This is a genomic window from Amycolatopsis taiwanensis DSM 45107, from assembly GCF_000519205.1.
Lineage (GTDB): Bacteria > Actinomycetota > Actinomycetes > Mycobacteriales > Pseudonocardiaceae > Amycolatopsis_E > Amycolatopsis_E taiwanensis.
Genome location: NZ_JAFB01000004.1, coordinates 80719 through 106778 on the forward strand (window position 1 = coordinate 80719; position 26060 = coordinate 106778).

Consider the following 26060-nt stretch of genomic DNA (forward strand, 5'->3'; position numbering starts at 1 on the left):
AAACGCTTACCCCGCCCCGTTCGGTTCACTCCGGCTGGATCCACGACACCTGCATCAGCTGCTTGGAGACCTTGCGGCTGACCAGGTTACCGCGACCCGGCGGCATCGGACCCGGCTTGACGTTCCCGAGCAGCTGGCCCTCGTCCTTGCTGCCGTTCATGACGATGCCCGGAGCGGCGATCTCCTTGAGCTTGCCGATGATCGGGTCGTAGGACGCCCGCGCCGCGCCACCGGTCCGGCGCGCCACGATCATGTGCAGGCCGACGTCCTTGGCCTGGGCCAGGAACTCCGCGAGCGGCTTGAGCGGGTTGCTGGTCTGCGTGGCGACGAGGTCGTAGTCGTCGACCAGCACGAACAGTTCCGGCCCCTTCCACCAAGACCGGTTGCGCAACTGCTCCTGCGTGACGTCCGGGCCGGGCAGCCGCCGGGTCATCGACCCCGCGATGTCGTTGATCATCCCGGTCAGCTGGTTGGCCGACACGGCGTACCCGAGCAGGTGCGGCTCCTGGACGAAGCCCAGCATCGTGCGCCGGTAGTCCACCAGCACGATGACGCCTTCCTTGGCCGAGTACCGCTCGGTGATGCCGCGCGCGATCTGGCGCAGCAGGTTCGTCTTGCCCGACTCGCCGTCGGCGAAGGCGATGAAGTGCGGGTCGGCGTCGAAGTCCAGGTACACCGGCGACAGCTCGTCCTCGTTGATGCCGATCGGGACCAGCTTCGAGTCGCGGTGCTTGTCCATGGACAGCACCTCGTCGTAGGTGATGACCTCGGGCAGCAGCCGCACCTGCGGGGCGGGCCGGCCGTTCCACGCCGCCTTGATCTTGGATACGGCGTCCGAGACCCCGGCACCCACCGAATCCGGGTCGCCCGATCCGTCGATCCGCGGCAGCCCGGTCAGCATGTGCAGCTTTTCCCGGGTCAGCCCGCGGCCCGGGCGCCCCTCGGGCACGTTCACCGCCACCCGGCGGTCGATGTCGGACTCGCTGGGGTCACCGAGGCGCAGTTCGAACCGGGTGCCCAGCACGTCCTTGATCGCCGGGCGGATGTCCGCCCACCGGGTCGCCGAGACGATCACGTGCACGCCGTAGGCCAGACCCCGTTGCGCCAGCGCGGTGATCTGTGGCTCAAGTTCCTCGAAGTCGTCCCGCAGCGCACGCCAGCCGTCCACGACCAGGAAGGCGTCGCCGAACGGGTCCTGCTCCGGGGTGATCTCTCCGCGCCGCTTCCGGTTCCGGAAGTCGACGATCGAGTCGATCCCCAGATCCCCGAACAGCGCCTCCCGCGCGTTGGCCAGTGTGTTCATCTCGGCAACGATCCGGCGTGCCTTGTCCGGCTCGCGCCGGGCCACCGCGACCCCGCCGACGTGCGGCAGCTCGGACAGCCCGGCGAGGGTGCCACCACCGAGGTCGACGCAGTAGAACTGCGCCTCCTCCGGGGTGTTGGCCAGCGCCATGGACATGATCAGCGTCCGGAGCAGGGTCGACTTGCCCGACTGGGTACCGCCGACCACCACGCCGTGCCCGGTCGCGCCGGAGAAGTCCGCCCACAGCGGGTCGCGGCGCTGCTCGAACGGCCGGTCCACGATGCCCACCGGCACCTGCAGCTTGCCGTTGCCGAAGAAACCGACCGGCGACAGGCCGCGATCCTCGGTGGGGTTGAGGTTCGGCAGCAGGGTGTCCAGCGAGTTCGGCTCGTCCAGCGGCGGCAGCCACACCTCGTGCGCCGGCGGGCCCTGCCCGACCAGGCGGCCGACCATGACCTCCAGCTCGGACGGCTCGTTGGCGTCGTCCTGCTTCTCCTCGACCGGCGCCACAGCCTCGGGCATCGGCTCCGGCTCGGGTGGCAGCTCGACGAAGTCCGGCACGAACAGCTGCGGCCGCTTGTCCGCACGGACCACGTTGGAGACGGGTCCGGCGGGCGTCATCCCGGCCGGGCGGTACGGGCCGGACACGTAGGCGGCCTTGAACCGGACCAGCCCACCGCCCTGGGTACCCAGATATCCGGAACCCGGGATCGGCGGCAGTTCGAACGCGTCCGGCACGCCGATCGCGGCGCGCGACTCCGCGGCCGAGAAGGTCTTCAACCCGATCCGGTAGGACAGGAACGTGTCCAGACCGCGCAGCTTGCCCTCCTCCAGCCGCTGCGAGGCCAGCAGCATGTGCATCTGCAGCGACCGCCCGACCCGGCCGATCTGGAGGAAGATGTCGATGAAGTCGGGCTTGGCGGTCAGCATCTCGGAGAACTCGTCGATGCAGATGAACAGGGCGGGCAACGGGTCCAGGTCCGCCCCGTTCTCACGCGCCCGCTCGTAGTCCCACACGTTCTTGTAGTTGCCCTTGGCGAGCACTTCCTGCCGCCGCGCCACCTCACCGGCGATGGCGTCCTTCATGCGGTCCACCAGGGCCAGGTCACCGGCCAGGTTGGTGATCGTGGCGGCGACGTGCGGCGCGGTGTCCAGGCCGAGGAAGGTCGCACCACCCTTGAAGTCGACCAGGATCATGTTCAGCGAGGTGCTGGAGTGCGTGGCCAGCAGACCCAGCACCAGGGTGCGCAGGAACTCCGACTTACCGGAACCGGTCGCGCCGATGCACAGGCCGTGCGGGCCCATGCCGTCCTCCGCGGCCTCCTTGATGTCCAGCTCGACGGGCTGGCCGTGCTCGCCGATGCCGAACGGCACGCGGTACTTGTCGCGGACCGGCCGCGGCCGCCACGCCTGCTGGACGTCGAAGGTCATCGGGTCGCCCGGAATGCCCAGCAGCTCCAGCAGGGTGGGGTTCGCCAGCAACGGCTCCTCGTCGCCGGCGTCCTGTGCGGCGGCACCGGCCCGGTACGGCGAGAGCTTGCGGGCCAGCGCCTCCGCCTCGACCACGGTGAGGAAGTCGGGCTTGCCGAACCACTCGACACCGCCGGCGCTACGCGCTCCGACGCGCTCGGGCTCCACCACCAGCCGCAGACCGCGGCGGGCGGGCAGGTTCCCCAGCGAGTCCGACAGGTCGATCAGGGTGACCCCGACCAGGCCCTCCTCGAGGATGATCTGCTCCTCGCGGGTGACCTCGGCGTCATCGATCACGATCACGACGTGCGGCTGGTCCGGGTTCGGCGTGGCGTTGCGCGAGAATCGTGGCCGCTCCCGCAGTTCCGCGTCGAGGAACTGCTCGATCTGCGCCAGCGAACCGGCCATCATGCGCATCTGGCCGATCCCGTCGGACAGCTCGGGATGCTGCACGTGCGGCAGCCACTTCGCCCATTCCCACTCGGCCTTGGCGCGGCCCGCGGTGGCCACCGCGATCAGCACGTCGTCGCAGCTGTGGAAGGTGACCAGCTGGGCCAGCATCGCGCGGGTCAGGCCCCTGGTCAGCGCCCGGTCGCCCTGCAGGCTGACCGCCGCGAACCCGCGCAGGGTGATCTGGGTGGGCAGATCCGGCACGATCGAGTGCGCGCGGACGAACCGGCGCAACGCCAGGGTGGCGATCGGCTCAAGCTCGTCGACCGGACCGGTCTGCGGTGGCACCAGGCGCGTCGCCAGCCGGTGCGAACTGCGGCCGACCCGAAGGTGCAGGAAGTCCGAGTCGTTCGGGCGGCGCTCCCACATGCGGCGGCTGGCGGCCAGCGACCACAGCGCCTGTGGGTCGGGGTGCACCCACTCCAGCGCGGCCCGCTGATCGGCCATCGCCTCGCGCGCCCGGTCGCGCATCTGGCCGAGGTACCGCAGGTAGTCCTTGCGGTCCTCGTTCATTTCCGCCTTCTTGGCGCCGCCGCCCCGGCCACCCCCGGCGAACATGCCGCCCATCGACATGATCATCATGAGCGGGAACATCAGGGAGACCGGGTTCTTCGCGGCCGCCCCGCCGCTGGTGAACATCAGCGTGACCATGCCGAGCGTGGCCACGATCATGACGACCGGCAACACCTTCTGCACGATGTTGCCCGGAATGGTCCGGGGCACCTCCGGTGGCGGCTCGAGATGTACCTCTCCCCCTGGCGGACGCGGCGCAGCCAGGCGTGGCGACTTCTTGAACTGCAGCGTGCTCACCGGAAGGACCCCTCTTCGATCTCGGCAACGCCCAGGAACCAGCCCCAGGGTTGGCTAACACGGTAGCGAATCCCCGGCCCTCCGCGGGGCAGACCAGCGGAATTTTCCGAGAGTCGCACGTGCCCGGCGCCCGAGTTCGGTATAAGTACCCTGCACCATTCTCACGAGGTAGGGGGCCAGCGGTGGCAACGGGCACGACGGTATTCAGCAGGGTCACGGTGGTGGCGCCGCGTACCAGGATCGACGTGGCACTGCCCGCCGACGTCGCGGTCGCGGACCTGCTGCCCATGCTCCTGGACATGGCACGGGAAACCACACCCGACGGAGGAGCGCGGCACGGCGGCTGGGCGCTGGCCAAGCTCGGCGACGCGCCGCTCGACCCCAGCCGGACCCTCGCCTCGCTCGGCGTCGTCGACGGCGACCTGCTGCAACTGCGGCGGCGTAACGAAAATCCGCCGCCACCGCTCTACGACGACGTCGTGGACGCGATCGCCGACTCCGACCCGGACAGTTTCCGGCCGTGGACAAAGGAAACCGCGCAGCGCATCGGGCACATCGCGGGCGCACTCGCGTTGATCACCGCGGCCTTCACGGTGTTCATGAGCGGCCCGATGTTCGGCGGCAGCGGCGTGGCCGCGACGCTGGCCGCGGGCGTCGCCGCGGTGGCGTGCATCGCAGTCGGCGCAACCCTCGCGAAGGGATACCAGGCCGAGGCGACCGGTGTCGTGGTCGCCGCCGCGGGCGGGCTGCCGTTCGCGTTCGTCGCCGGGTTCTCCGGTGTGCCCGGGCTGACCGTGCGGGCCAACCTGCTGCTCGGCAGCGGCCTGGTGGTGATCGTGGCGGCCGTGTCGATCATGATCATGGGCACCGGCATCAGGACCTTCATCGCCGCCGCGACCGCCGGTGTCATCGGCGTGTTGGCGTTCACCGTCGCCACGTTGATCGCCCAACCCGCGCCCGGCATCGCGGCCGGCACCGCCGCGTTCGCGCTCGCCGCGATCTCGTTCCTGCCCAGGGCGACCATCTGGCTGGCGAAGCTGCCGTTGCCGCACGTGCCCGGAACCGCCGAGGAACTCAAGGAAGACGACCCGTTCCCCGACTACACGGCGATCGAGCGCAAGACCTCCATCGCACACAACTACATGACCGGGCTGCTGATCGGCTGCGGCTCCGCGACCGCGGTCGCCGCCATGATCACGGCCACCTCGCCGAACGCGTTCGGCATCATCACCGCCGTCGTCGCCACGCTCGTTCTGTTGCTGCGTGCCCGTTCCTACGCGAACGGGGCACAGGCCGTCGCGTTGCTGACCACCGGCATGGTCTCGGCCGCGGGCATCCTTGTCGCCTGGCTGTTCTCGCAATCAACGACGGGCCGCCTGATCTGGGTCTTCAGCGCGCTGGTGCTCGTCGCGGCCATCGCGCTGGTGGTCGGCGTGGTCTTCCCCAACCAGCGGTTCTCGCCGCCGCTGCGCCGTGCGGTGGAGGTGTTCGAGGCCATCTGCGTCGCCACCGTGCTTCCCCTGGCGCTGGCGGTCATGGACCTCTACGCCGCCCTCCGGCACGTTTCGTTCGGCTCATGAGCAGGAAACGGATGCGCGGGCGCGGTGGACCCACCCGTGCCGCGGCCGTGGTGTGCGCGGCGTCGCTGGCGGCGTTCAGCCCGCTCACCGCGGCCGCGCAGGTCACGTCGAGCCCGGACAATTCGTGGGCTCCGCCGCCGGCCAGCGGTTCCACCCCGCCCGATCCCAAGCAGCCCGACAAGAACTACGAGAAGAAAACAGAATGCGTCAAGCGGGCCGATACCGCGAAGGGCACGATCACGATCCAGGACAGGCCCTGGGGGCAGGACTACCTGCAGATCAACGAAGCCCAGAAACTGGTTCAGGCCAACACAGGCGGGGCAGGCAAGGGCCTTAAGGTCGCGGTCATCGACACCGGCGTCACGAAGCACCCGTGGCTGACCGTGGAGGGCGGTGGGGACTACGTAAACGCGGCCAACAACGGGCTCGAAGACTGCGACGGGCACGGCACCGAGGTCGCCGGGATCATCGCCGCACACCCGCCGGCCGACCGAATCGGGTTCCAGGGCGTCGCTCCGGACGCGACCATCGTGTCGATCCGGCAGTCGAGCCAGAACTATCAGCCACCGGACAGCCAGGGCGGCGCGAAAAACGGTAACCGGCAACAAGGTGATGGCGCGGGCAACCTCGGCACGTTGGCCCAGGCCGTGATGAACGCCGCGAACCAAGGCGTCAGCGTGATGAACATATCGATCGACTCCTGCCGCCCCGCCGGGCCACCTATCACCACCCAGGAAAAGCAACTGCAGAACGCCATCCACTACGCGGTCGCGGTGAAGGACATCGTCGTGGTGGTCGCCGCGGGCAACATTCCCTCCGGCGACACCGGAGGGACCTGCGGGCAGAACGACCAGGCAGACCCCAGCAAACCGAAGTTCATCGTCACCCCTCCCTGGTTCGCCGACGACGTGCTCTCCGTTGCCGCGATCCAGCAGGACGGCTCGGTGGCGCCGTTCAGTGTGAACGGCCCGTGGGTGAGCGTGGCCGCGCCGGGAACCGAAATCACCTCGCTGGACCCGTCTCCGTCGGACACCCCGCAACTGGCCAACCAGGTGATCGAGGGCGGCAAGCCCGGCCCCATTCAGGGCACGAGCTTCGCCTCGCCCTACGTCGCCGGCGTGGCCACACTGGTTCGCGCACAGTTTCCGAACCTGAACGCGTATCAGGTCATGAAGCGTATCGAGGCGACCGCGCAGCACCCCGGCGCGCCGGATGGCCACGACCAGTTCATCGGCTACGGCGTGGTCGATCCGGTCGCCGCGCTCACCGCGATCGTGCCGTCGGAGGAAGGCATCGGCACGCCGCCGCCCCAGCATCTGGGATCGGGTCTGCCGCCGGCCGCGAACAAGGACTGGACTCCGATGATCGTCGCCCTCGCCGGCACCGGTGGTGGCCTGGTCGTCCTGCTGGTCACGATCTTCGTGATGCACACCATCCGCCGTAACCGCCCGGCTTGATCCGGCCTGCCTTGTGCCCCAAGGGCTTTCTCCCCTCGCGGTAAGGAAGTCCTTGGGGCACAGCGCTGTTTCCCCCAGACCATGAAGAAGGGCCTTGCCGGCGGCAAGGCCCTTCTTCGATCAGGTGCGGCGTTTTCAGTTGCCCGGGGAACCGGATCCGGAGGCCGGAGACTGGCTCGACGCCGGAGACTGGCTCGAAGCCGGATTCTGACTTGCCTGCCCGGCCGGGCTCGGATTGCTGCCGCTGCCCGGCAAGCTCTCCTGATCATCGTAGCTTTGCTGAGCACTCGTCTTGTTCAACGATGCGCCCGAGGGAAGCAGATCGAGGATCGACTTCGGCGCCGGTCGCGGTGGCGCGTCGTAGAGACCGAGCCCCCTCGCCGTGTTGACGTCCGGAATGCCGTACTGCCTACCGGAGTCCGTGACCAGGATGATCGGTCCCTTGCCGAAGCTGTCCGGACCGGTAGCGGACTGCACCACGGCGCCGCGGCCGGTCGGCAGGTAGAAGTGGTCGATCTTCAGGCCGCCCGGGCCGGCCTTGCTGATGGGGATCAGCTTGTTGTCCGCGACCGGCAATTGCTTGCCCGTGTAGACGGTGGTGCGCGGCTGGTTGTTCACGACGGTCCAGCCGAGGCAGGTCGTCGGGGACTGTAGTGGCCCGAGGATATGGGGCTTCGCAGCCGGGAACTTGCTCACCTGCAAGGCACCCGACTCATTGGTCTGAACCTGATGGATTCCGTTGATCGCGTTCGCGTCCACCGGGTGCGACTCCGCGCCCGACTGTGAGGCCAGGATTATGTTGCCCACGATCGATGGCACCTGCTGCAGGCCGGTGGGCAGCAGCACATACACCGTCGAACTGCCGTCGGCGCTCCGGACGTTGAGCACGTCTCCGTACTTGAGACCCTGCTGTCCGAGCGTGGGGAAGTTGGCCGCAATCTCGCCTTTGCCCGGGATCGTCGGTGTCTGCAGCGGTGCGACCTGCGGGATGGCGTTCAGCATGCCGATCGAGATGTGCCGGATCAACGAGCTGTCCTGACCGACCTCCAACTGCAGCGCGTTGATCACCGGCTTCTGGTCCAGTGGAATCTCCGCACGCACGGTGTTCGACGCGGTCGGATCGTTGGGATTGTCCGCCGTTTTGTAGATCAGGTAGTACTTCTGGTTGTCCGCCACGGCGAGAATGGCCGAGTCCACGTCGAGCGGTGTGCCGAGGTTCGACACGCCGGCGAGCACCGTGGTCTCCCGGCGGGACTGCTGCAACCGGATTTCTTCCGGCAACTGCCCGTTGATCACGATGTTGTCGCAGACGGACCAGTCATCGGAAATCCGCTGGCTCGACGTGGGCAACAGCGACGGGCCATCGACGATGCCGGTGAGACGGCCGCGCGGGATGTCCTTGAGCGAGTCGTCGGGGACCACGGTCGGCGACACCACCTGGCCGCTGCCGCCGCCTTGCTCCAGCGACATCAGCATCAACCGCGCGGACGCGAGGTTGAACGTGGGCGTCAGGGTGGGTGGGTTGCCCGACACGACGTAGACCTGACCGGATGTCTTGCCGATCACTATGTTCGGTCCATTGGGCACCGAGGGCGACGGGCTGATCAGGCCGTAGACGACGAAGCCCACCATTCCCAGCATGCCGAGCAGGAACCCGACGATGGTGGCCCGCCCATGACTGCGCATGGGATCGTGCAGCATCACCGAGTCGCGGCGGACCAGGGCCGACTGCATGCGTCGGAGCACGAACCGGTATGCCTGGACTTGAGACTTTGTTGTCGGCGTTGATGGCATTCTCGACCTACAGCTCCCCGAGTCGCGGTACGGTTTCGCAGGATAGCGGTACGGGAACGGTACGAGTGTGGGTTTCTCCCAAACTCGGCGTCCGGAGTCCGGCCCGCTGTCCGGGTACGCAACACGCACGAGGGGAAGAGAACGCGCGGATGTCCGTCACCACTCCTCCACGCCCGGGCGGACCGCCCGGACCACCGCCGCCCGGGGGACGCCCGGGCGGACCGCCGCCCCGTTCAGGCCGGCCAGGGGGACCGGCCGGAGGACCTGGCGGACCGGCCGGACCGCGCGGACCTGGTGGCCCCCCTGGCCGGGGCGGACCCGGAGGTCCGGGCGGCCCCAACGGACCCGGCGGACCCGGCGGACCTGGTGGGCCTGGTGGACCGGGCGGTCCCGGCGGGCCGGGTGGACCACCGTCCGGACGTCCGCCGACACCCCCGACGCCACCGACGCCTCCCCCGGCGCCCGCGCCCGTCGTGCCCGCGGCCCGGCGGCGCCGGCCCGGTGCCAGCTTCGGACCACTGCCGGTCGCCAACGTCGTGGTGCTCGAAGTGGGCCTCGCGATCGGGCTCATTCTGCTCACGATCAACAAGTCGTTGCTCTACATCGGAATCGGTGTGCTGGCCGCGACGCTGGTCATCGCGATCCTCCGGTGGAGTGGGAAATGGTTCACCCAGTGGGTCGGCCTCACCATGCGCTACTCGTTCCGCAGCCATGACCGGGTGACCACCGCGCCGCGTCCCGGTGCCGAACCCATCGCCCGCGACAAGGAGTCCGTTACCGGGCCGGAAGACGTGCGGGTGAGCCTGCTGCGGGCGGTCGTGCCGGATCTGGTGGTGGCACACGGAACCGACCACGAGCGCAAGCCGGTCGGCCTGGCCTCGCACGACGGCACGTGGACCGCGGTGCTGCTGATCGAGCCCACGCCGGCGCTGATCGGTCAGGCCGGCGGGGCACCGAGCCTGCCGCTGTCCTCGCTGGCGCCGTGCCTGGAGGATCGCGGCGTGATCCTCGACTCGATCCAGCTGATCTGGCACACCTACCCGGGTAGCGCGGCGCTGCCCCCGGAGTCGCCCGCGCTCAGCTCGTACCTGGAGGTTCTCGGCCCGCTGCCGGCCGCGGCGCGGCGCACCACCTGGGTGGCCGTCCGACTCGACCCACGCCGCTGCCCGGCCGCCATCCGGGAACGCGGCGGCGGTGTCGTCGGCGCGCACCGGGCCTTGATCGGCGCGCTGTCGCGGGTGCGCAACGCACTCGAATCACGTGGCGTCCCCACCCGGCCGCTGGGCCCGGAAGAGTTGCTGCGCGCGGGAATCTCGGCGGCGGAGCTGACCGCGGTCGTCGGCAACGGCGCGCGAGTGAAGCTGCAGGAGAAATGGACGGGCGTGAGCGCGGCCGGGGTCGAGCACGCCAGCTACGCCGTCACCAACTGGCCCAAGGGCAAGATCACCAACAGCCTCAACACCTTGACCAGTATCCGGACGCTGTCCGCGACGATCGCGATGTCGATCTCGCCCGCGGACGACGAAGGCCAGATCGGGCTGCGCGGTGTCGTCCGGCTCAGCGCCCGTACCGGCCGCGAACTCGACTCCGCCGACGGCCAGCTCAAGAAGCTGGCCGGCCGCGCCGGGGTGTCGCTGACGCCGCTACGGGGGCTCCAGGTCGACGGACTGGCGGCCACCATGCCGATCGGAGGGACCGCGTGATCGCGCACGAACTACCGGAGGAGCAGCATCCATGAGCCTGCGGCTACGTGATCCAGGCCGGAACAACGGCGTCGCGCCCGAGTTCACGGTGGACCCGGCGCTGCTCGACGCGGTCAGCCCATCCGGCGACCGCGGCGGGATCATGATCGGCTCGGGCCTCAACGGCGAGCCACTGACCGTTTCGGCGCTGCGCTCGATGCCGACCAGGATCGTGCTGGTCGGCGGTCTGTACCTCGCGCGCCAGGTGGCGCTGCGTTCGATGGCCGTCGGGGCCTGGCTGGTGATCGCGACCGGACGACCCGCGGCCTGGCAGCTTTTGCCGAAGGCGGCCGGGAACCAGCCGAACGGGCGGCCGTCGCCGCTGGTGCACATTCGCCGGCTCTCGCCGGTGGAACTGCCGCGGCCCTCGGAGGACGCACCGCTGGTGGTGATCACCGACGGCGGTCCGACGCCGCAGGACCTGTTCCCACCGCGGTCGCCCTGGCAGACCACGGTCTACGTGCTGCCCTACCTGCACCCGCAGGCGACGACGATCGCGAACGCGGCGGACATCGTGCTCATGCAACGCCTGCCCATCGGTCAGGCCGAACTGGCCGCCCGGATCTGGCGCCTGCCCGCGCAGATGATGCGCCAGCTCACCACGCTCAAGGACGACCAGGTGATCGCCCTCGGGCAGAACCTGTGGCGCCCGCTGCGTCTGGTGACCACCACGAAGGAGCAGCAACTGCTGGGCCCGGTCCGCCGAGGGGACTGACCACGCGCCGGTACTCGCGCGAGTCCCACGTTCCCGTCGCGCGAGTCCCACACTCCCGTCGCGCGAGTCCCACACTCCCGTCGCGCGAGTCCCACATTGGCGTCGCGCGAGATCCTGCGTGACCGCTACGCTGCCAGTCCACGGGCTCGGAACGCTGAGTTGATCGCGGCGATCAACCGAGCGGGTTCCCGCAAGTCGTCGGCATCAGCACGGATTACCGTCCATCCACGACGCCGCAGGTCCTCGTCGCGAGCCGTGTCGTATCCCTGACGGCCTTCGTGGGCAACGTATCCGTCGTACTCGACCGCAACTCGCAACTCCGGCCAGGCGAAATCAAGCCGGTAGATCTCGTTTCCGGCCAGGTCGAAGATCGTGAACTGCGGTACCGGAACGGGCAGGCCGGCATCGGCGAGCGCGAGCAGCATCCAGCTCTCCGCCGGCGACTCGGCGAGCCCGGTGGCCTGATCCAGCAGGGCAAGCCCCTGGCGCCGTCCCCGCGAATCGGGCCGGGACCGTATTCGGTGCTCGGTCCATGCGCGGAACTCGGCTCGTTCCTGCTTCGAATGCAGCGCAAGCGCCTGATCCGCACACGCGATCCCGGCCCGTCGACTACCGCGGCACAGCACTTCGGCCAGCGCGACGTCCAGTGCCAGGAGGTGAAGGCCGTGGAGTTCAAGCACGTCGGACTCCTCGAACCGGCCGTTATGCACCACCACGCCGGGCCGGCGTCTCAGCTTCCGGTGATATGGCAGAAGTACATGGATCGGCGCCGTGTCCGCGGCGGAACACCCATGCATGGCAAGGGCGCTGTGACCGGCGAGAACCGCGTGTGGTCCGGCGAACAGCAAGGCTGCGGCCGCCCGAGTGCGGAACTCCGTCTCCCGGTCGGGCTCGACCAGCACCTCACGGGAGAACGAGCTGAGCCGCCTGTCTCGAAGCGCCCTGCGCAGGGCGTACGGGCTGAGCACACGAGACAACTGGGCACGGGTATGGACTCCGTGCAAGCCTTTGGGCAATGGCTCCATGTTCCCACGTTGTCGCAATGCGCGTGCGAAACAGGAGCTGTTGCCAAATCTGTGGACAGCTCAGCGCGGTGTGGATAACCCGACGCAGCAGCGTAGAACTCTCACGACGGGAACGTGGAACACGCACGACAGGAACGCGGAACACGCACGACAGGAACGCGGAACACGCACGACAGGAACGCGGAACACGCACGACAGGAACGNGGAACACGCACGACAGGAACGCGGAACACGCACGACAGGAACGCGGAACACGCACGACAGGAACGCGGAACACGCACGACAGGAACGTGGGACACGCGCGACGGGAACGTGGGACTCGCGCCGGGGCGGCTACGGGGTGCGGAGGGCGCGAGTCTGCTCGGCGCGCGACGAGAGCTGGTCGTCGGGCGGATAGTCGACGGCGACCAGGGTCAGGGCGTGAGGCGGGGCGACGTAGCTGTGCCGGGCTCCGGTGCTCAACAGCCCAGCCGGCCAAGCCACGTCCCGCTTGCCCTCCCCGACCTGCAGCACGGCGCCGACGAGGCTGCGCACCATCGAGTGGCAGAACGCGTCCGCGGAGACCTCGGCCTCGATGAGGTGCTCGTCGAGGCGGCGCCAGGCGAAACGCTGCAGCTCGCGGATCGTGGTACCGCCGTCCCGCCGCTTGCAGAACGCGGCGAAATCGTTGAGCCCCAGTAAGGCCCCCGACGCGGCGTTCATTGCCTCGAGGGAAAGCGAACGCCCCCACGCGAGGGTGTCGCGACGTAGCAACGGATCGACACCCCAGGACGCGTCTGAGACGCGATATCGGTAATGCCGTCGAATGGCCGAGAATCTCGCGTCGAACCCAGGCGGCGCGATCCGCGCATCCAGCACACGCACGTCGGGTGGTAGGTACCGGTTCCAGCGGCGGCGCATCCGCACCAGATCCGGCACGCCCGCCTCGTCCACCACGACGTCCACATGCACCACCTGGCCGACGGCGTGGACGCCGGCGTCGGTGCGTCCGGCGACGACGACCGAGCGTGGCACCGAGATCCCGGGCGGCTGCTTCGCGAGCGCGTCCTCGATCAGGCCCTGGACGGTACGACGTTCCGGCTGCCGGGCCCACCCGGAAAAGTCCGTGCCGTCATAGGCGATGTCGAGACGAAGACGAACGAGCCCGCCGCCCCCGAGGGGAGCGACGGGCTCTTGGATGGGGCTACCCAATCAGGACTCGTCCTTCTTGGCGTCCGCTTCGCCGCCGTCCTCGGCGCCTTCGGCGGGTTCCGCCGCGGCCTCCTTGGTCGCCGAGGCCGGAGCTTCGGCGTCCTGGTCGGCCGCAACGTCCTCGGCCGCGGCGGTCTCCTCGGCCTTGGGCTCCGCAGCGGGCGCCTGGTCCTTGGCAAACCGGGTGCCGCGTGCCTTCTCGGCCTCCGCGGTCACGGTCTGCTCGGCGACCAGCTCGATGACCGCCATCGGCGCGTTGTCGCCCTTGCGCGGCAGCGTCTTGGTGATCCGGGTGTAACCACCGTTGCGCTGCTCGAAGTGCGGCCCGATCTCGGCGATCAGCTTGTGCACCACGTCCTTGTCGCGGATGATCCGCTGGATCTGGCGCCGGTTGTGCAGATCGCCGCGCTTCGCCTTGCTGATCAGCTTCTCGGCGAGCGGGCGGACCCGGCGCGCCTTGGCCTCGGTCGTGGTGATCTTGCCGTGCTCGAACAGCGCAGTGGCAAGATTCGCCAGGATCAGCCGTTCATGGGCCGGCGAGCCGCCGAGACGGGGGCCCTTCGTGGGGGTAGGCATTGTTTCTCCTCATTCAATGCTTGTCGCCGCCGGCGGGCCGACACCGCGGTGCCGTCCCGCCGTGGCGACCGTCTCAGCGGCCTAGAGCTGCTCGGTTTCCGCGTAGTCCTGGCCGTCGTCGTGGCCGTTGTCGGAGATCGTGTCGACGTTCTCCGACCAGCCTTCGCCCTCATAGCTGACAGCGGCCGCGGTCGGGTCGAACCCGGGCGGGCTGTCCTTGAGCGCCAGGCCGAGGCCAACCAGCTTCAGCTTCACCTCGTCGATCGACTTCGCGCCGAAGTTGCGGATGTCGAGCAGGTCCGCCTCGCTGCGCGAGACCAGCTCGCCCACCGTGTGGATGCCCTCACGCTTGAGGCAGTTGTACGACCGGACGGTCAGGTCCAGGTCCTCGATCGGCATCGCGTAGGCGGCGATGGTGTCCGCCTCCTGCGGCGACGGGCCGATCTCGATGCCCTCGGCGTCGATGTTCAGCTCGCGGGCGAGACCGAACAGCTCCACCAGCGTCTTGCCGGCCGACGCGACCGCGTCCCGCGGCGTGATCGACGGCTTGGTCTCCACGTCCAGGATCAGCTTGTCGAAGTCGGTCCGCTGCTCGACGCGGGTCGCCTCGACCTTGTACGTGACCTTGAGCACCGGCGAGTAGATCGAGTCCACCGGGATCCGGCCGATCTCGGCACCGGCCTGCTTGTTCTGCAGCGCCGGCACATACCCGCGGCCACGCTCGACGACCAGCTCGATCTCCAGCTTGCCCTTGCCGTTCAGCGAGGCAATGTGCAGATCCTGGTTGTGCACGGTGACCCCGGCCGGCGGCACGATGTCCGCGGCGGTCACCTCGCCCGGGCCCTGCTTGCGCAGGTACATGGTGACCGGCTCGTCCTCCTCGGAGGACACGACCAGTTCCTTGAGGTTCAGGATGATGTCGGTGACATCCTCCTTCACCCCGGGGACGGTGGTGAACTCGTGCAGGACGCCGTCGATGCGGATGCTGGTCACCGCCGCGCCCGGGATGGACGACAGCAGGGTCCGCCGCAGCGAGTTGCCGAGGGTGTACCCGAAGCCGGGCTCCAGCGGCTCGATGGTGAACCGAGACCGGGTCTCGTTGATCGGCTCTTCGCCGAGAGCCGGTCGCTGGGAAATCAGCACTTTTCTTCTTCCTTTCCTGCCGGCGCCCGCCATATGACGCCGATAGGTGTGGCGTGGCGGGGGCGCGCGTCGGGCCCGCCCCCGCGGTCGATCACTTCGAGTAGAACTCGACGATCAGCTGTTCCTGCACCGGAACCTCGATCTGCGCCCGCTCGGGGAGCTGGTGCACGAGGACCCGCAGGTTGGACTGCACGACCTGCAGCCAGGCCGGGATCGGGCGGTCGCCGTAGGACTCCTTGGCCGCGACGAACGGCAGCGTCGACAGCGACTTCGGCCGCACGTCGATGATGTCCCACTTCTCCACCTGGTAGCTGGGGATGTTCACCTTCACCCCGTTGACCAGGAAGTGCCCGTGGCTGACCAGCTGGCGGGCCTGGCGGCGGGTGCGCGCGATACCGGCGCGGTAGATCACGTTGTCCAGCCGCGACTCCAGGATCTGCAGCAGGTTCTCACCGGTCTTGCCGGTGCGCCGGGCCGCTTCCTTGTAGTAGCGGCTGAACTGCCGCTCCAGCACGCCGTAGGTGTGCCGGGCCTTCTGCTTCTCCTGCAACTGGAGCAGGTACTCGCTCTCCTTGACCCGGCCGCGGCCGTGCTGGCCGGGCGGGTAGGGGCGGCGCTCGAACGCCTGGTCGCCGCCGATGAGGTCAACCTTGAGACGCCGCGAGATACGGGTCGCAGGTCCGGTGTAACGAGCCATCTCTGTTTACTCCTCCCCGTTCCTCAGACCCGGCGCCGCTTGGGCGGGCGGCAACCGTTGTGGGGTTGCGGGGTCACGTCCTGGATCGTGCCGACCTCGAGACCGGCGGCCTGCAGCGAGCGGATAGCCGTCTCGCGGCCGGAACCCGGACCCTTGACGAACACGTCGACCTTCTTCATGCCGTGCTCGGCGGCCTTGCGAGCGGCGTTCTCGGCGGCCATCTGGGCGGCGAACGGGGTGGACTTGCGGGAGCCCTTGAACCCGACGTGGCCAGAGGACGCCCACGAGATCACCGCGCCGGTGGGGTCGGTGATCGAGACGATGGTGTTGTTGAACGTGCTCTTGATGTGCGCATGGCCGTGCGCGACGTTCTTCTTTTCCTTGCGCCGGACCTTCTTGGTCCCGGTCGCACGTGACTTGGGTGGCATGTGCGAGTGGTTCTCCTCGTTAACGCGAGTTTTCCTGGTGAGCGGCTTCGCGCGCTTCCTGTTGTCCGCGCCGGATCAACGTGCCGGCATCGGTGTACAGCTGACGAAGCGCCATGGGGCGGGCGTAAAGAGCCTTCGGCGATACGCACGATGTACGCGACAGGCGCTGACCGCCCATCCGTACGACCTTCTTCCCCTGCATGCTCACTTCTTGCCGGCCTTCTTCTTGCCGGCGACCGTCTTCTTCGGCCCCTTACGAGTGCGGGCGTTGGTCTTGGTGCGCTGGCCACGGACGGGCAGCCCGCGACGCCAGCGAAGGCCCTCGTAGCAGCCGATCTCGATCTTGCGCCGGATGTCGGCGTTCACCTCGCGGCGGAGGTCACCCTCGACCTTGTAGTTCTCTTCGATGAAGTCGCGCAGCTTGACGAGGTCCTCGTCGGTCAGGTCCTTGACCCGGGTGTCCGGGTTGAGGGCCGTGGCGACGATGGCCTCCTTCGAGCGGGTGCGGCCCATGCCGTAGATGTAGGTAAGCGCGATCTCCAACCGCTTTTCGCGGGGTAGATCGACGCCAGCGAGTCGTGCCATGGCGGCTGGTACTCCTTGTCCTGTTCTCGATCGCTCCAGGTGTCTCCCCGCCCGGTTCCGGGACCGACTCGCTGTCGTTCCCCTCCGCTTTCGCGGATCGGGCGTCCCGGCCCCGGCCTGGAGTCCGGGGGTGAGCCGGACCGTGCACGGTCCGGCAGGCGCGGGGAGGTCTTCCGGTCAATCAGCTCTGCTGGTGCTGCTCAGCCCTGGCGCTGCTTGTGCCGCAGGTTCTCGCAGATCACCATGATCCGGCCGTGACGGCGGATCACCTTGCACTTGTCGCAGATCTTCTTGACGCTAGGCTGAACCTTCACGTCTCCTGCTTCCTCGTACCGCTCACCGCGTCACTTGTAGCGGTAGACGATCCGGCCACGGGACAAGTCGTAGGGCGAGAGCTCCACGACGACCCGGTCCTCCGGCAGGATACGGATGTAGTGCTGCCGCATCTTGCCGCTGATGTGTGCCAGGACCTTGTGGCCGTTCTCCAACTCGACTCGAAACATCGCGTTGGGGAGTGGCTCGACCACGCGACCCTCGACCTCGATGGCCCCGTCTTTCTTAGCCATGTCCTCCGCGTTTCGTGATTTGGTTGAGCAAACGTTGCCTTCTGTTACGGTGTGGTTCGGCGCACATGGGCCACCCCGACTCCAAAGACGCGAGATTTCACGAGCGCGTTGGACTCGGCATGATGAGTACGCCGACTAGATAGTTTACGCACGCCGTGTCGTAGACCGCGACCCGGGGTGATGTGTGTTAGGGCGCAGCCGATCCGGCGGCACTCGAAGGAAGCTCTCGACGCCTGCGCGGGTCGTCGGGGAGGCCTATTCCGGGGCGGTGAGCACCCAGGGGCCGTCGGCGGTGACCGCCACGGTGTGCTCCCAGTGCGCCGCTCGGGACCCGTCCGCGGTGACCACGGTCCAGCCGTCGTCCAGCTCGACGGTCTCGCCGCTGCCCCTGGTCAGCATCGGTTCGATCGCCAGCGTCACGCCCACCTCGAGCCGCGGCCCCTTGCCGGGGTTGCCGAGGTTGGGCAGGAACGGCTCCATGTGCATCTCGCGCCCGATGCCGTGCCCGCCGTACTCCACGATCTGGCCGTAGTCGCCGGCACGCTCGGCCGCCGTCTGCACCGCGTGGGAGATGTCGGTGAGCCGGCCGCCCGGAACGGCGGCCTTCACCCCGGCCCACATCGCCGCCTTCGTGGCCTCTGACAAGGCCAGGTCCTCGGGTACGGGTGCCGAGATCGCAAGCGTCACCGCGGAGTCGCCGTGCCAGCCGTCGAGGATCGCGCCGCAGTCGACGGAGATCAGGTCCCCGTCGGCGAGCACGGTATTCGGCGACGGGATGCCGTGCACGATCTGCTCGTTGACCGAGGCGCAGATCGACGCCGGGAACCCGTGGTAGCCCTTGAAGGACGGCACAGCGCCCGCGTCGCGGATCGTCTGCTCGGCCAGCTCGTCCAGTTCGGCCGTGCTGACGCCGGGTTTGGCCGCCTCGCCGATCAGGGCGAGGGTTCGGGCCACCACCAGCCCAGCGGCTCGCATGGCTTCCAGTTCGCCCTGCGACTTGACCTCAATGCGATTACGCCGGAACAACCTCAGCACCAAGAACTCACGGACGCTCGTGCAACGCGTTCAACACTCGCGACGAGATCTCGTCGATCTCGCCGACACCGTCCACCGTGACCAGGATGTCGCGGTAGAAGTCCAGCAGCGGCGCGGTTTCCGACAGGTAGACCTGCTGCCGGCGCCGGATGACCTCCTCGCTGTCGTCCGAGCGACCGCGCGCGAGCAGACGCTCCACGAGGACGTCTTCGGGCACCACGAGCTGGATCACCGCGTCCAGGGCGTTGTCCTGCTCGGCCAGCATCTGCCGGAGCACCTCGGCCTGCTTGGTGTTGCGGGGGAACCCGTCGAGCAGGAAGCCCGCCTTCGCGTCCGGATCCGCGAGCCGCTCGCGGACCATCTCGTTGGTCACCGTGTCGGGCACCAGTTCGCCGGCGTCGAGGTAGCGCTTGGCCTCCTGGCCCAGCGGAGTCTGCTGCGCGACGTGCGCACGGAACAGGTCACCGGTCGAGATGTGCGGGACGGCCAGCTTTGCCGACAACGCCTCCGCCTGAGTGCCCTTCCCAGCACCGGGCGGGCCGACAAGTATCAGGCGTGTCATCGCAGGAACCCTTCGTAGTTACGCTGCATCAGCTGGCTTTCGATCTGCTTCACGGTGTCCAGCGCCACGCCGACCATGATCAGCACCTGGGTGCCACCGAACGGGAAGCTCTGGTTGTTCCCCTGCTGCGTAATCGACAGGAAGAAGTTCGGCAGGATCGCGATGATGCCGAGATAGAGCGAACCGGGCAGGGTGATCCGGCCGAGCACGAAGCTCAGATACTCCGCGGTCGGGCGGCCGGGCCGGATGCCGGGGATGAAGCCGCCGAACTTCTTCATCTCCTCGGCACGCTCGTCCACGTTGAACGTGATCGTGATGTAGAAGTACGTGAAGAACATGATCAACGCGAAGTAGGACACGATGTGTACCCAGTTGCTTTGGTTGATCACGTAGTTCTGCAGGAACACGTACCAGCCGGCCGAGCTGTTCGACCCGCCGACGAGCTGACTGATCAGCTGCGGCAGGTACAGCAGCGAGGACGCGAAGATGACCGGGATGACACCGGCCTGGTTGACCTTGATCGGCAGGTAGGTCGAGGTGCCGCCGTACATCCGCCGGCCGATCATGCGCTTGGCGTACTGCACCGGGATCCGGCGCTGGCCCTGCTCGATGAAGATGACGCTGGCGATGATCACCAGGCCGAACACGCAGACCAGGGTGAACACCAGGCCGCCCTGGGCGCTGAGGATGTAGCTGCCCTCGGCCGGGATCCGGGCGGCGATGTTCAGGAAGATCAGCACGGACATGCCGTTGCCGACGCCGCGCTCAGTGATCAGCTCGCCCATCCACATCATGACCGCGGTGCCGGCGGTCATGGTGATCACGATCATGGCCATCGACCAGATGCTGTTGTCCGGGATGACCTGCTCGGTGCAGCCCTGGAACAGGTTGCCCCGCTCGGCGAGCGCGACCACGCCGGTGGCCTGGAGGATGCCCAGCGCGATGGTGAGGTACCGGGTGTACTGGGTCAGCTTGTTCTGACCCGCCTGGCCTTCCTTCTTCAGCTCCTCGAAACGAGGAATCACCACGGTGAGCAGCTGAACGATGATGCTCGCCGTGATGTAGGGCATGATGCCGGTCGAGAAGATCGACAGCTGCAGGAGCGCACCGCCGCTGAAGAGGTTCAGCAGCGAATAGACACCGGTCTGGTCGGCCTGCGCGCTACACGCCTGGACGTTGGGGAAGGACACCCCGGGCGCGGGGGTGACCGCACCGATCCGGTATACGGCCACGATAAGGAGCGTGAAGAAGATTTTCTTACGCAGGTCCGGGGTAGCGAAAGCCGAGCGGAAGGCGCTGAGCACGCGGGGGACCTCCTCGGCGTCACCGGTGGTTTTCACCGGCGATCGACTGGGCCGGCACGATGGCCGGCGGTTACACGGTGTCACTAGGCAAGCCAGGAACGCTTCAGGGCACACTTGTCCCGAAGCGTGTTGCCGACTCTAACAGCTCCGCGCGAGTCGCCCACAGCCAGGATGTCTGTCAATCCCGCCGGCCCGCCGTACCGGGCCCGGGTTACGCAGGTGAAACGCGCGATTGGAAGCCTCGGCGGCCGGGCGCGCGCAACTTTCACGCGAGCGGAGCCGGTTTCCGGCAGCGGGGAGGCGGCCCACCCTCGGCTGGAGGTGGACCGCCTCGCCCACGGGTCAGGACTTGGTGGCCGACCCGCCGGCCGCCTCGAGCTTCTCCTTGGCGGAGTTCGAGAAAGCGTCGGCCGTGACGTCCAGCTTGACGCCCTCGACGTCACCGTTGCCGAGCACCTTCACCAGCTTGCCCTTGCGCACCAGCCCGCGGGCGGCCAGATCCTCCTTGGTGACCTTGCCACCCTCGGCGAACACCCGAGCGATGTCGCCCACGTTCACCGGCTGGTACTCGACGCGGAAACGGTTCTTGAAGCCACGCAGCTTCGGCAGCCGCATGTGGATGGGCATCTGGCCACCCTCGAAGGCGGCCGGCACGTTCTTGCGTGCCTTGGTGCCCTTCGTGCCGCGGCCGGCCGTCTTGCCCTTGGAACCCTCACCACGGCCGACGCGGATCTTGTCCCGCTTCGCACCGGGAGCGGGCCGCAGGTGGTGGATCTTGATCGCGGTCACGCTGTCACCTCCTCGACTTCCACCAGGTGGCGCACGGTGTGGACGAGACCACGGACCACGGGAGTGTCCTCACGCACGACCGACTGGCGGATCTTGCGCAGTCCCAGAGTCCGCAGGGTGTCCCGGTGGTTCTGCTTGGTGCCGATCTTGCTACGCACCTGGGTGATCTTCAGCTGAGCCATGTCAGACCCCCTGTCCCGCACGCATGCGCAGCATCCGGGCCGGCGCGACGTCCTCCAGCGGCAGGCCACGGCGGGCCGCCACCTCCTCGGGACGCTGCAGGCTCTTCAGGGCCGTCACGGTCGCGTGCACGATGTTGATCGCGTTGTCGCTGCCCAGGGACTTGGACAGCACGTCGTGCACGCCCGCGCACTCCAGCACCGCGCGCACCGGCCCGCCGGCGATAACCCCGGTACCGGCACTGGCCGGACGGAGCAGGACCACGCCGGCGGCGTCCTCACCCTGGACCGGGTGCGGAATGGTGCCGGCGATGCGAGGAACCTTGAAGAAGTTCTTCTTCGCTTCCTCGACGCCCTTCGCGATCGCCGCGGGGACTTCCTTGGCCTTGCCGTAGCCGACACCGACCTGCCCGTCGCCGTCGCCGACGACGACCAGCGCGGTGAAGCTGAACCGGCGGCCACCCTTGACCACCTTGGCGACCCGGTTGATCGCCACGACGCGCTCGAGGTGCGGGGTCTTGTCCTGGCCGGCCCCGCCACGGCCACTGTCGCGACGGTCCCTGCGGTCGCGACGGTCGCCGCGGTCGCTACCGCCCTGGCCGCCTTGACCGCCCTGACCGCCGCCGAATTGCCGTGTACGTCCCGGCATCAGGCGTTCCTTCCTGTGTTTTCTGGCATCTTCTTAGAACTCCAACCCCGCTTCGCGAGCGGCGTCGGCCAGCGCGGCGATGCGGCCGTGGTAGGCGTTGCCACCCCGGTCGAACAGCACACTGGAGATCCCCGCGTTCTTCGCGCGGGCGGCCAGGAGCTCGCCGACCTTGGCGGACTTGGCCTTCTTGTCGCCCTCCACCGCGCGCACGTCGGCCTCCATGGTCGACGCCGCGGCCAGCGTGTGGCCGGCCAAATCGTCGATCAGCTGGACGTAGATGTGCCGCGAGGAACGCTTGACCGACAGCCGGGGCCGCTCCGCGGTCCCGCTGATCTTCTTGCGAAGCCGGAAGTGACGGCGATCCCGCGCGATGCGGCGCCGGGTCGAAACGTCCTTGCCGATCGGCTTCCGCTTCTTGGCGGACGGCTGGACCGTCGATGTGCCCTGCGTCTGGCTCATGATCACTTACCCGTCTTTCCGACCTTGCGACGGATGCGCTCACCCTCGTAACGCAGCCCCTTGCCCTTGTACGGGTCGGGGCGGCGCAACCGACGGATCACCGCGGCCGTCTGGCCGACCTTCTGCTTGTCGATGCCGGACACGGAGAACCGGGTCGGGCTGTCCACCTTGAAGGTGATGCCTTCCGGGGCCTCGATGAGCACCGGGTGGCTGTAGCCGAGGGCGAACTCGAGGTCCTTGCCCTTGGCCTGCACGCGGTAACCGACGCCGTGGATCTCGAGCTTCTTCTCGTAGCCGCTGGTGACACCGACCACCAGGTTGTGCACCAGAGTCCGGGTCAGGCCGTGCAGCGCCTTGCTGGTGCGCTCGTCGTCCGGCCGCTTGACCAGCAGCTCGCCGTCCTCACCGCGCTCGACGCGGATCGGCTCGGCCACGGTGTGCGAAAGCGTGCCCTTCGGGCCCTTGACCTGGATGTGCTGCCCATCGATGGTCACCTCGACCCCGGAAGGGACGGGGACCGGCAGCTTTCCGATACGTGACATGCCTGCTCTCCCTCCCTTACCAGACGTAGGCGAGGACTTCCCCGCCCACTCCGTTGCGCTTGGCCTGCCGGTCCGTCTGCAGACCGGAAGACGTGGAGATGATCGCGATCCCGAGTCCACCCAGCACGCTGGGCAGCTCGGTCGACTTCGCGTACACCCGCAGACCGGGCTTGGACACCCGCCGCAGGCCGGCGATGCTGCGCTCGCGGTTACGGCCGTACTTCAGCTCGACGATCAGGTTCTTGTGCTTCTCCCCCGGCTCCGAGCGGTAGCTCGCGATGTAGCCCTCGCGCTTGAGGATGTCCGCGATGTTCTGCTTGAGCTTCGAGTGAGGCAGCACGACCTCGTCGTGGTATGCCGAGTTGGCGTTGCGCAGACGCGTCAAAAAGTCTGCGATCGGGTCGGTCATCGTCATGGTGACCTGTCAACCTTTCTCGCCTGGTTCCCTGCTCCGGTCCATGAGGAGCAGGGCCTGTGGCGAATTGGGTGGGCCCCTGCTGTGGCGTTCTTTCCCGCCACAGCAGAGGGAATTACCAGCTGGACTTGCTGACGCCGGGCAGTTCGCCCCGGTGCGCCATCTCGCGGAGGCACACCCGGCAGAGTCCGAACTTGCGGAACACCGAGTGCGGCCGGCCGCAGCGGTTGCACCTGGTGTACGCGCGCACCTTGAACTTCGGCTTGCGGGCCGCCTTGGCGATCAGAGCCTTCTTCGCCATCAGTCCTCCTTGAACGGGAAGCCGAGCTTGCGGAGCAGCGCACGGCCCTCGTCGTCGTTGATCGCGGTGGTGACGACGGTGACGTCCATGCCGCGTGGGCGGTCGATGTTGTCCGGGTTGATCTCGGCGAACATGACCTGTTCGGTGAGGCCGAACGTGTAGTTGCCGTTGCCGTCGAACTGCTTGGGCGAAAGCCCGCGGAAGTCACGGATACGCGGCAGTGCCATGGTCAGCAGCCGGTCCAGGAACTCCCACATGCGGTCGCCGCGCAGCGTCGCCCGCGCACCGATCGGCTGGCCCTCGCGCAGCTTGAACTGCGCGATCGACTTGCGCGCCCGGCGCACCTCGGGCTTCTGCCCGGTGATCAGGGACAGGTCACGGACCGCGCCCTCGATCAGCTTGCTGTCCCGGGCGGCGTCGCCGACACCCATGTTGACGACGACCTTGACCACACCAGGGATCTGGTGCACGTTCTGGTAACCGAACTCCTGGTGGAGCTCGGGCCGGATGGCCTCCCGGTACCGGACCTTCAACCGCGGCGTCGGGTAGCTGGCGGTCTTCTCTGCGGTGGTCATCAGATGTCCTTACCGTTCCTGCGCGAGATCCGGACCTTCTTGCCGTCCTCGCCGATGCGGTAGCCCACCCGGGCCGGCTTGCCGTCGGAGTCCACGACCATCACGTTGGACACGTGGATCGGCGCCTCCTGGGTGACGATCCCGCCGGACTGCGCGCCTCGCTGGGTCTGGGTGATCCGGGTGTGCTTCTTGATCCGGTTCACGCCCTCGACCAGCACCCGCTGGCGGTCCGGGTAGGCCTTGATGACCTTGCCCTTCGCGCCCTTGTCCTTACCGGAAATGACAACGACCGTGTCGCCCTTCTTGACCTTCATCTAGAGCACCTCCGGCGCAAGGGAGATGATCTTCATGAACTTCCGGTCACGCAGCTCGCGACCGACCGGGCCGAAGATGCGCGTCCCTCGCGGTTCGTTGTCGTTCTTGATAAGCACCGCGGCGTTCTCGTCGAACCGGATGTAGGAGCCGTCCGGGCGACGCCGCTCCTTGGTGGTGCGGACGACGACGGCCTTGACCACGTCGCCCTTCTTCACCCCGGCGGCCGGGATGGCGTCCTTCACGGTGGCGACGATGATGTCGCCGATACCGGCGTAGCGCCGCCCCGAGCCACCGAGCACCCGGATGCAGAGAATCTCCTTGGCACCCGTGTTGTCGGCGACTCGCAGCCGCGACTCCTGCTGGATCACGTCAACTCCTGTATGTCTCGCCGGTTCTGGGTCGCCCCAGCCTGGCGGAACGGAAGGGGTGAACCCCTACTTACTTGGCCTTCTCCACGATCCGCACGAGTCGCCACCGCTTGGTGGCCGACAGCGGTCGGGTCTCCATGAGAAGCACGCGGTCGCCGATGCCGGCAGTGTTCTCCTCGTCGTGCGCCTTCACCTTGCTGGTTGTGCGCACGACCTTCGGGTACTTGGGGTGCTTCTTGCGGTCCTCGAGCTGAACCACGATCGTCTTGTCCATCTTGTCCGAGACGACGTAGCCCTCCCGCACCTTGCGGTAGTTACGGCCCGAGTCCGCCTTCTGCACCGGCTGCGCCGCGGCTTGTTCGGTCTCGCTCATGCCGCACCTTCCTCTTCACCATCGGGAGCCACCGACAGGCCGAGCTCCCGCTCGCGCATGATCGTGTAGATGCGCGCGATGTCCGTCTTGACCGTGCGCAGGCGGCGGTTGTTGTCCAGCTGCCCGGTGGCCATCTGGAAGCGGAGGTTGAACAGCTCCTCCTTCGCCTCCTTCAGCCGCAGCACGAGCTCCTCGTGGGTGAGCTCACGAAGCTCCGATGGAGCGGTGCCAGCCTTCGCCATCAGAACTCACCGCCTTCACGGGTCACAATTCGGCATTTCATCGGCAGCTTGTGGATCGCACGGCGCAGCGCCTCACGGGCGGTGGTCTCGTTCGGGAAGCTCATCTCGAACATCACGCGCCCCGGCTTGACGTTGGCCACCCACCATTCCGGCGAGCCCTTACCGGACCCCATCCGGGTTTCCGCCGGCTTCTTGGTCAGCGGCCGGTCCGGGAAAATGTTGATCCAGATCTTGCCGCCACGCTTGATGTGCCGGGTCATGGCGATACGAGCGGACTCGATCTGCCGGTTGGTCACGTAAGCGGGTTCAAGCGCCTGGATGCCGTACTCGCCGAAGGTCACCTTGGTGCCGCCCTTGGCGGCGCCGGTGCGCTTCGGGTGGTGCTGCTTGCGGTGCTTGACCTTGCGTGGGACGAGCACG

The 26060-nt window shown here is 67.9% G+C and carries 33 protein-coding genes; 4 read left to right on the forward strand and 29 right to left on the reverse strand.

Annotated features, from left to right (window positions below; genetic code table 11):
* Positions 1-25: 25 nt before the first annotated feature.
* Entirely contained in the window at positions 26-4033 is a 4008-nt protein-coding gene (locus tag A3CU_RS0102760; protein ID WP_027940967.1) for a type VII secretion protein EccC, read from the reverse strand.
* 182 nt (positions 4034-4215) lie between these two features.
* On the opposite strand from A3CU_RS0102760, the gene eccD reads away from it, so the two are divergent.
* Positions 4216-5613, forward strand: coding sequence for a type VII secretion integral membrane protein EccD (eccD, locus tag A3CU_RS0102765; protein WP_027940968.1), 1398 nt, complete (start codon positions 4216-4218; stop codon positions 5611-5613).
* Complete coding sequence (mycP, locus tag A3CU_RS0102770; protein ID WP_245616856.1) at positions 5610-7070, forward strand: type VII secretion-associated serine protease mycosin; 1461 nt, start codon at positions 5610-5612, stop codon at positions 7068-7070. The genes eccD and mycP overlap by 4 nt, the downstream gene beginning before the upstream one ends.
* A 135-nt stretch (positions 7071-7205) precedes the next feature.
* Here mycP and eccB read toward each other — a convergent pair whose 3' ends face one another.
* Positions 7206-8993 (reverse strand): type VII secretion protein EccB, encoded by a 1788-nt coding sequence (eccB, locus tag A3CU_RS43280; RefSeq protein WP_245616857.1) that lies wholly within the window; start codon positions 8991-8993, stop codon positions 7206-7208.
* 27 nt (positions 8994-9020) lie between these two features.
* Complete coding sequence (locus tag A3CU_RS53840; RefSeq protein ID WP_027940970.1) at positions 9021-9308, reverse strand: hypothetical protein; 288 nt, start codon at positions 9306-9308, stop codon at positions 9021-9023.
* A 29-nt stretch (positions 9309-9337) separates the two neighbouring features.
* Here A3CU_RS53840 and eccE point away from each other — a divergent pair, with 29 nt between their 5' ends.
* A complete protein-coding gene (gene eccE, locus A3CU_RS0102785) occupies positions 9338-10567 on the forward strand; it encodes a type VII secretion protein EccE (RefSeq protein WP_052371411.1) in 1230 nt (409 codons plus the stop codon).
* 31 nt (positions 10568-10598) lie between these two features.
* A complete protein-coding gene (locus tag A3CU_RS0102790; protein WP_027940972.1) occupies positions 10599-11321 on the forward strand; it encodes a hypothetical protein in 723 nt (240 codons plus the stop codon).
* A gap of 125 nt (positions 11322-11446) precedes the next feature.
* Here the strand turns inward: A3CU_RS0102790 and A3CU_RS0102795 are convergent, their stop codons facing one another.
* From A3CU_RS0102795 to rplP, 26 genes are all read right to left on the reverse strand, one after another.
* A complete protein-coding gene (locus A3CU_RS0102795) occupies positions 11447-12346 on the reverse strand; it encodes an endonuclease domain-containing protein (protein WP_027940973.1) in 900 nt (299 codons plus the stop codon).
* Between the two features lie 333 nt (positions 12347-12679).
* Positions 12680-13525: a tRNA pseudouridine(38-40) synthase TruA gene (gene truA / locus A3CU_RS0102800; RefSeq protein WP_027940974.1), complete on the reverse strand. Its 846-nt coding sequence runs from the start codon at positions 13523-13525 to the stop codon at positions 12680-12682.
* Between the two features lie 12 nt (positions 13526-13537).
* Positions 13538-14113 (reverse strand): 50S ribosomal protein L17, encoded by a 576-nt coding sequence (gene rplQ, locus A3CU_RS0102805; protein ID WP_027940975.1) that lies wholly within the window; start codon positions 14111-14113, stop codon positions 13538-13540.
* Positions 14114-14194: 81 nt separating this feature from the next.
* Complete coding sequence (locus A3CU_RS0102810; RefSeq protein ID WP_027940976.1) at positions 14195-15256, reverse strand: DNA-directed RNA polymerase subunit alpha; 1062 nt, start codon at positions 15254-15256, stop codon at positions 14195-14197.
* Positions 15257-15347: 91 nt separating this feature from the next.
* On the reverse strand, positions 15348-15953 hold the full coding sequence (gene rpsD, locus A3CU_RS0102815) for a 30S ribosomal protein S4 (RefSeq protein ID WP_027940977.1): 606 nt from the start codon (positions 15951-15953) through the stop codon (positions 15348-15350).
* A gap of 23 nt (positions 15954-15976) precedes the next feature.
* A complete protein-coding gene (gene rpsK / locus A3CU_RS0102820; protein WP_027940978.1) occupies positions 15977-16381 on the reverse strand; it encodes a 30S ribosomal protein S11 in 405 nt (134 codons plus the stop codon).
* Positions 16382-16400: 19 nt separating this feature from the next.
* Positions 16401-16589, reverse strand: a complete 189-nt coding sequence (locus tag A3CU_RS54275) for a hypothetical protein (RefSeq protein ID WP_084143063.1) — start codon at positions 16587-16589, stop codon at positions 16401-16403.
* Complete coding sequence (rpsM, locus tag A3CU_RS0102825) at positions 16586-16966, reverse strand: 30S ribosomal protein S13 (RefSeq protein ID WP_027940979.1); 381 nt, start codon at positions 16964-16966, stop codon at positions 16586-16588. The genes A3CU_RS54275 and rpsM overlap by 4 nt, the downstream gene beginning before the upstream one ends.
* Before the next feature lie 200 nt (positions 16967-17166).
* Positions 17167-17280, reverse strand: coding sequence for a 50S ribosomal protein L36 (gene rpmJ, locus A3CU_RS0102830; RefSeq protein WP_004558882.1), 114 nt, complete (start codon positions 17278-17280; stop codon positions 17167-17169).
* A gap of 30 nt (positions 17281-17310) precedes the next feature.
* Positions 17311-17532, reverse strand: a complete 222-nt coding sequence (gene infA, locus A3CU_RS0102835; RefSeq protein WP_004558881.1) for a translation initiation factor IF-1 — start codon at positions 17530-17532, stop codon at positions 17311-17313.
* Positions 17533-17787: 255 nt separating this feature from the next.
* On the reverse strand, positions 17788-18558 hold the full coding sequence (gene map, locus A3CU_RS0102840; protein WP_027940980.1) for a type I methionyl aminopeptidase: 771 nt from the start codon (positions 18556-18558) through the stop codon (positions 17788-17790).
* A gap of 16 nt (positions 18559-18574) precedes the next feature.
* Positions 18575-19129 carry an adenylate kinase gene (locus tag A3CU_RS0102845; RefSeq protein ID WP_027940981.1) on the reverse strand — a complete coding sequence of 185 codons (555 nt, stop codon included), beginning with the start codon at positions 19127-19129 and terminating at the stop codon, positions 18575-18577.
* On the reverse strand, positions 19126-20433 hold the full coding sequence (gene secY, locus A3CU_RS0102850) for a preprotein translocase subunit SecY (protein ID WP_027940982.1): 1308 nt from the start codon (positions 20431-20433) through the stop codon (positions 19126-19128). Before secY ends, A3CU_RS0102845 begins: the two co-directional genes overlap by 4 nt.
* A gap of 342 nt (positions 20434-20775) precedes the next feature.
* Positions 20776-21222, reverse strand: coding sequence for a 50S ribosomal protein L15 (gene rplO / locus A3CU_RS0102855; protein WP_027940983.1), 447 nt, complete (start codon positions 21220-21222; stop codon positions 20776-20778).
* A complete protein-coding gene (gene rpmD / locus A3CU_RS0102860; RefSeq protein WP_027940984.1) occupies positions 21219-21404 on the reverse strand; it encodes a 50S ribosomal protein L30 in 186 nt (61 codons plus the stop codon). The genes rplO and rpmD overlap by 4 nt, the downstream gene beginning before the upstream one ends.
* A 1-nt stretch (position 21405) precedes the next feature.
* Positions 21406-22050, reverse strand: a complete 645-nt coding sequence (gene rpsE / locus A3CU_RS0102865) for a 30S ribosomal protein S5 (protein ID WP_027940985.1) — start codon at positions 22048-22050, stop codon at positions 21406-21408.
* 33 nt (positions 22051-22083) lie between these two features.
* Positions 22084-22509: a 50S ribosomal protein L18 gene (gene rplR, locus A3CU_RS0102870; RefSeq protein WP_043840564.1), complete on the reverse strand. Its 426-nt coding sequence runs from the start codon at positions 22507-22509 to the stop codon at positions 22084-22086.
* 2 nt (positions 22510-22511) lie between these two features.
* Entirely contained in the window at positions 22512-23051 is a 540-nt protein-coding gene (gene rplF / locus A3CU_RS0102875) for a 50S ribosomal protein L6 (protein WP_027940987.1), read from the reverse strand.
* A 16-nt stretch (positions 23052-23067) separates the two neighbouring features.
* Positions 23068-23466 carry a 30S ribosomal protein S8 gene (gene rpsH / locus A3CU_RS0102880; protein WP_027940988.1) on the reverse strand — a complete coding sequence of 133 codons (399 nt, stop codon included), beginning with the start codon at positions 23464-23466 and terminating at the stop codon, positions 23068-23070.
* 115 nt (positions 23467-23581) lie between these two features.
* Positions 23582-23767 (reverse strand): type Z 30S ribosomal protein S14, encoded by a 186-nt coding sequence (locus tag A3CU_RS0102885; protein WP_027940989.1) that lies wholly within the window; start codon positions 23765-23767, stop codon positions 23582-23584.
* Positions 23767-24342 (reverse strand): 50S ribosomal protein L5, encoded by a 576-nt coding sequence (gene rplE, locus A3CU_RS0102890; RefSeq protein ID WP_027940990.1) that lies wholly within the window; start codon positions 24340-24342, stop codon positions 23767-23769. Before rplE ends, A3CU_RS0102885 begins: the two co-directional genes overlap by 1 nt.
* Entirely contained in the window at positions 24342-24656 is a 315-nt protein-coding gene (rplX, locus tag A3CU_RS0102895; RefSeq protein WP_027940991.1) for a 50S ribosomal protein L24, read from the reverse strand. The genes rplE and rplX overlap by 1 nt, the downstream gene beginning before the upstream one ends.
* Entirely contained in the window at positions 24657-25025 is a 369-nt protein-coding gene (gene rplN, locus A3CU_RS0102900) for a 50S ribosomal protein L14 (protein WP_027940992.1), read from the reverse strand.
* Positions 25026-25095: 70 nt separating this feature from the next.
* Positions 25096-25398: a 30S ribosomal protein S17 gene (rpsQ, locus tag A3CU_RS0102905; protein ID WP_043840565.1), complete on the reverse strand. Its 303-nt coding sequence runs from the start codon at positions 25396-25398 to the stop codon at positions 25096-25098.
* Positions 25395-25640, reverse strand: a complete 246-nt coding sequence (gene rpmC / locus A3CU_RS0102910) for a 50S ribosomal protein L29 (protein ID WP_027940994.1) — start codon at positions 25638-25640, stop codon at positions 25395-25397. Before rpmC ends, rpsQ begins: the two co-directional genes overlap by 4 nt.
* The gene (gene rplP / locus A3CU_RS0102915; protein ID WP_027940995.1) at positions 25640-26059 is read right to left on the reverse strand and encodes a 50S ribosomal protein L16; all 420 of its coding nucleotides are present in this window, start codon (positions 26057-26059) and stop codon (positions 25640-25642) included. The genes rpmC and rplP overlap by 1 nt, the downstream gene beginning before the upstream one ends.
* Position 26060 lies beyond the last annotated feature (1 nt).

Bases quoted from the DNA above. Each gene is read 5' to 3' on its own strand.
- mycP (WP_245616856.1), top strand. From the start codon at position 5,610: ATGAGCAGGAAACGGATGCGCGGGCGCGGTGGACCCACCCGTGCCGCG.
- A3CU_RS0102790 (WP_027940972.1), top strand. From the start codon at position 10,599: ATGAGCCTGCGGCTACGTGATCCAGGCCGGAACAACGGCGTCGCGCCC.
- A3CU_RS0102795 (WP_027940973.1), bottom strand. From the start codon at position 12,346: ATGGAGCCATTGCCCAAAGGCTTGCACGGAGTCCATACCCGTGCCCAG.
- rplQ (WP_027940975.1), bottom strand. From the start codon at position 14,113: ATGCCTACCCCCACGAAGGGCCCCCGTCTCGGCGGCTCGCCGGCCCAT.
- rpsD (WP_027940977.1), bottom strand. From the start codon at position 15,953: ATGGCTCGTTACACCGGACCTGCGACCCGTATCTCGCGGCGTCTCAAG.
- rpsK (WP_027940978.1), bottom strand. From the start codon at position 16,381: ATGCCACCCAAGTCACGTGCGACCGGGACCAAGAAGGTCCGGCGCAAG.
- rpsM (WP_027940979.1), bottom strand. From the start codon at position 16,966: ATGGCACGACTCGCTGGCGTCGATCTACCCCGCGAAAAGCGGTTGGAG.
- infA (WP_004558881.1), bottom strand. From the start codon at position 17,532: ATGGCTAAGAAAGACGGGGCCATCGAGGTCGAGGGTCGCGTGGTCGAG.
- A3CU_RS0102845 (WP_027940981.1), bottom strand. From the start codon at position 19,129: ATGACACGCCTGATACTTGTCGGCCCGCCCGGTGCTGGGAAGGGCACT.
- rpmD (WP_027940984.1), bottom strand. From the start codon at position 21,404: ATGGCTCAGCTGAAGATCACCCAGGTGCGTAGCAAGATCGGCACCAAG.
- rpsE (WP_027940985.1), bottom strand. From the start codon at position 22,050: ATGCCGGGACGTACACGGCAATTCGGCGGCGGTCAGGGCGGTCAAGGC.
- rplR (WP_043840564.1), bottom strand. From the start codon at position 22,509: ATGAGCCAGACGCAGGGCACATCGACGGTCCAGCCGTCCGCCAAGAAG.
- rplF (WP_027940987.1), bottom strand. From the start codon at position 23,051: ATGTCACGTATCGGAAAGCTGCCGGTCCCCGTCCCTTCCGGGGTCGAG.
- rpsH (WP_027940988.1), bottom strand. From the start codon at position 23,466: ATGACGATGACCGACCCGATCGCAGACTTTTTGACGCGTCTGCGCAAC.
- A3CU_RS0102885 (WP_027940989.1), bottom strand. From the start codon at position 23,767: ATGGCGAAGAAGGCTCTGATCGCCAAGGCGGCCCGCAAGCCGAAGTTC.
- rplE (WP_027940990.1), bottom strand. From the start codon at position 24,342: ATGACCACCGCAGAGAAGACCGCCAGCTACCCGACGCCGCGGTTGAAG.
- rplX (WP_027940991.1), bottom strand. From the start codon at position 24,656: ATGAAGGTCAAGAAGGGCGACACGGTCGTTGTCATTTCCGGTAAGGAC.
- rpsQ (WP_043840565.1), bottom strand. From the start codon at position 25,398: ATGAGCGAGACCGAACAAGCCGCGGCGCAGCCGGTGCAGAAGGCGGAC.
- rpmC (WP_027940994.1), bottom strand. From the start codon at position 25,640: ATGGCGAAGGCTGGCACCGCTCCATCGGAGCTTCGTGAGCTCACCCAC.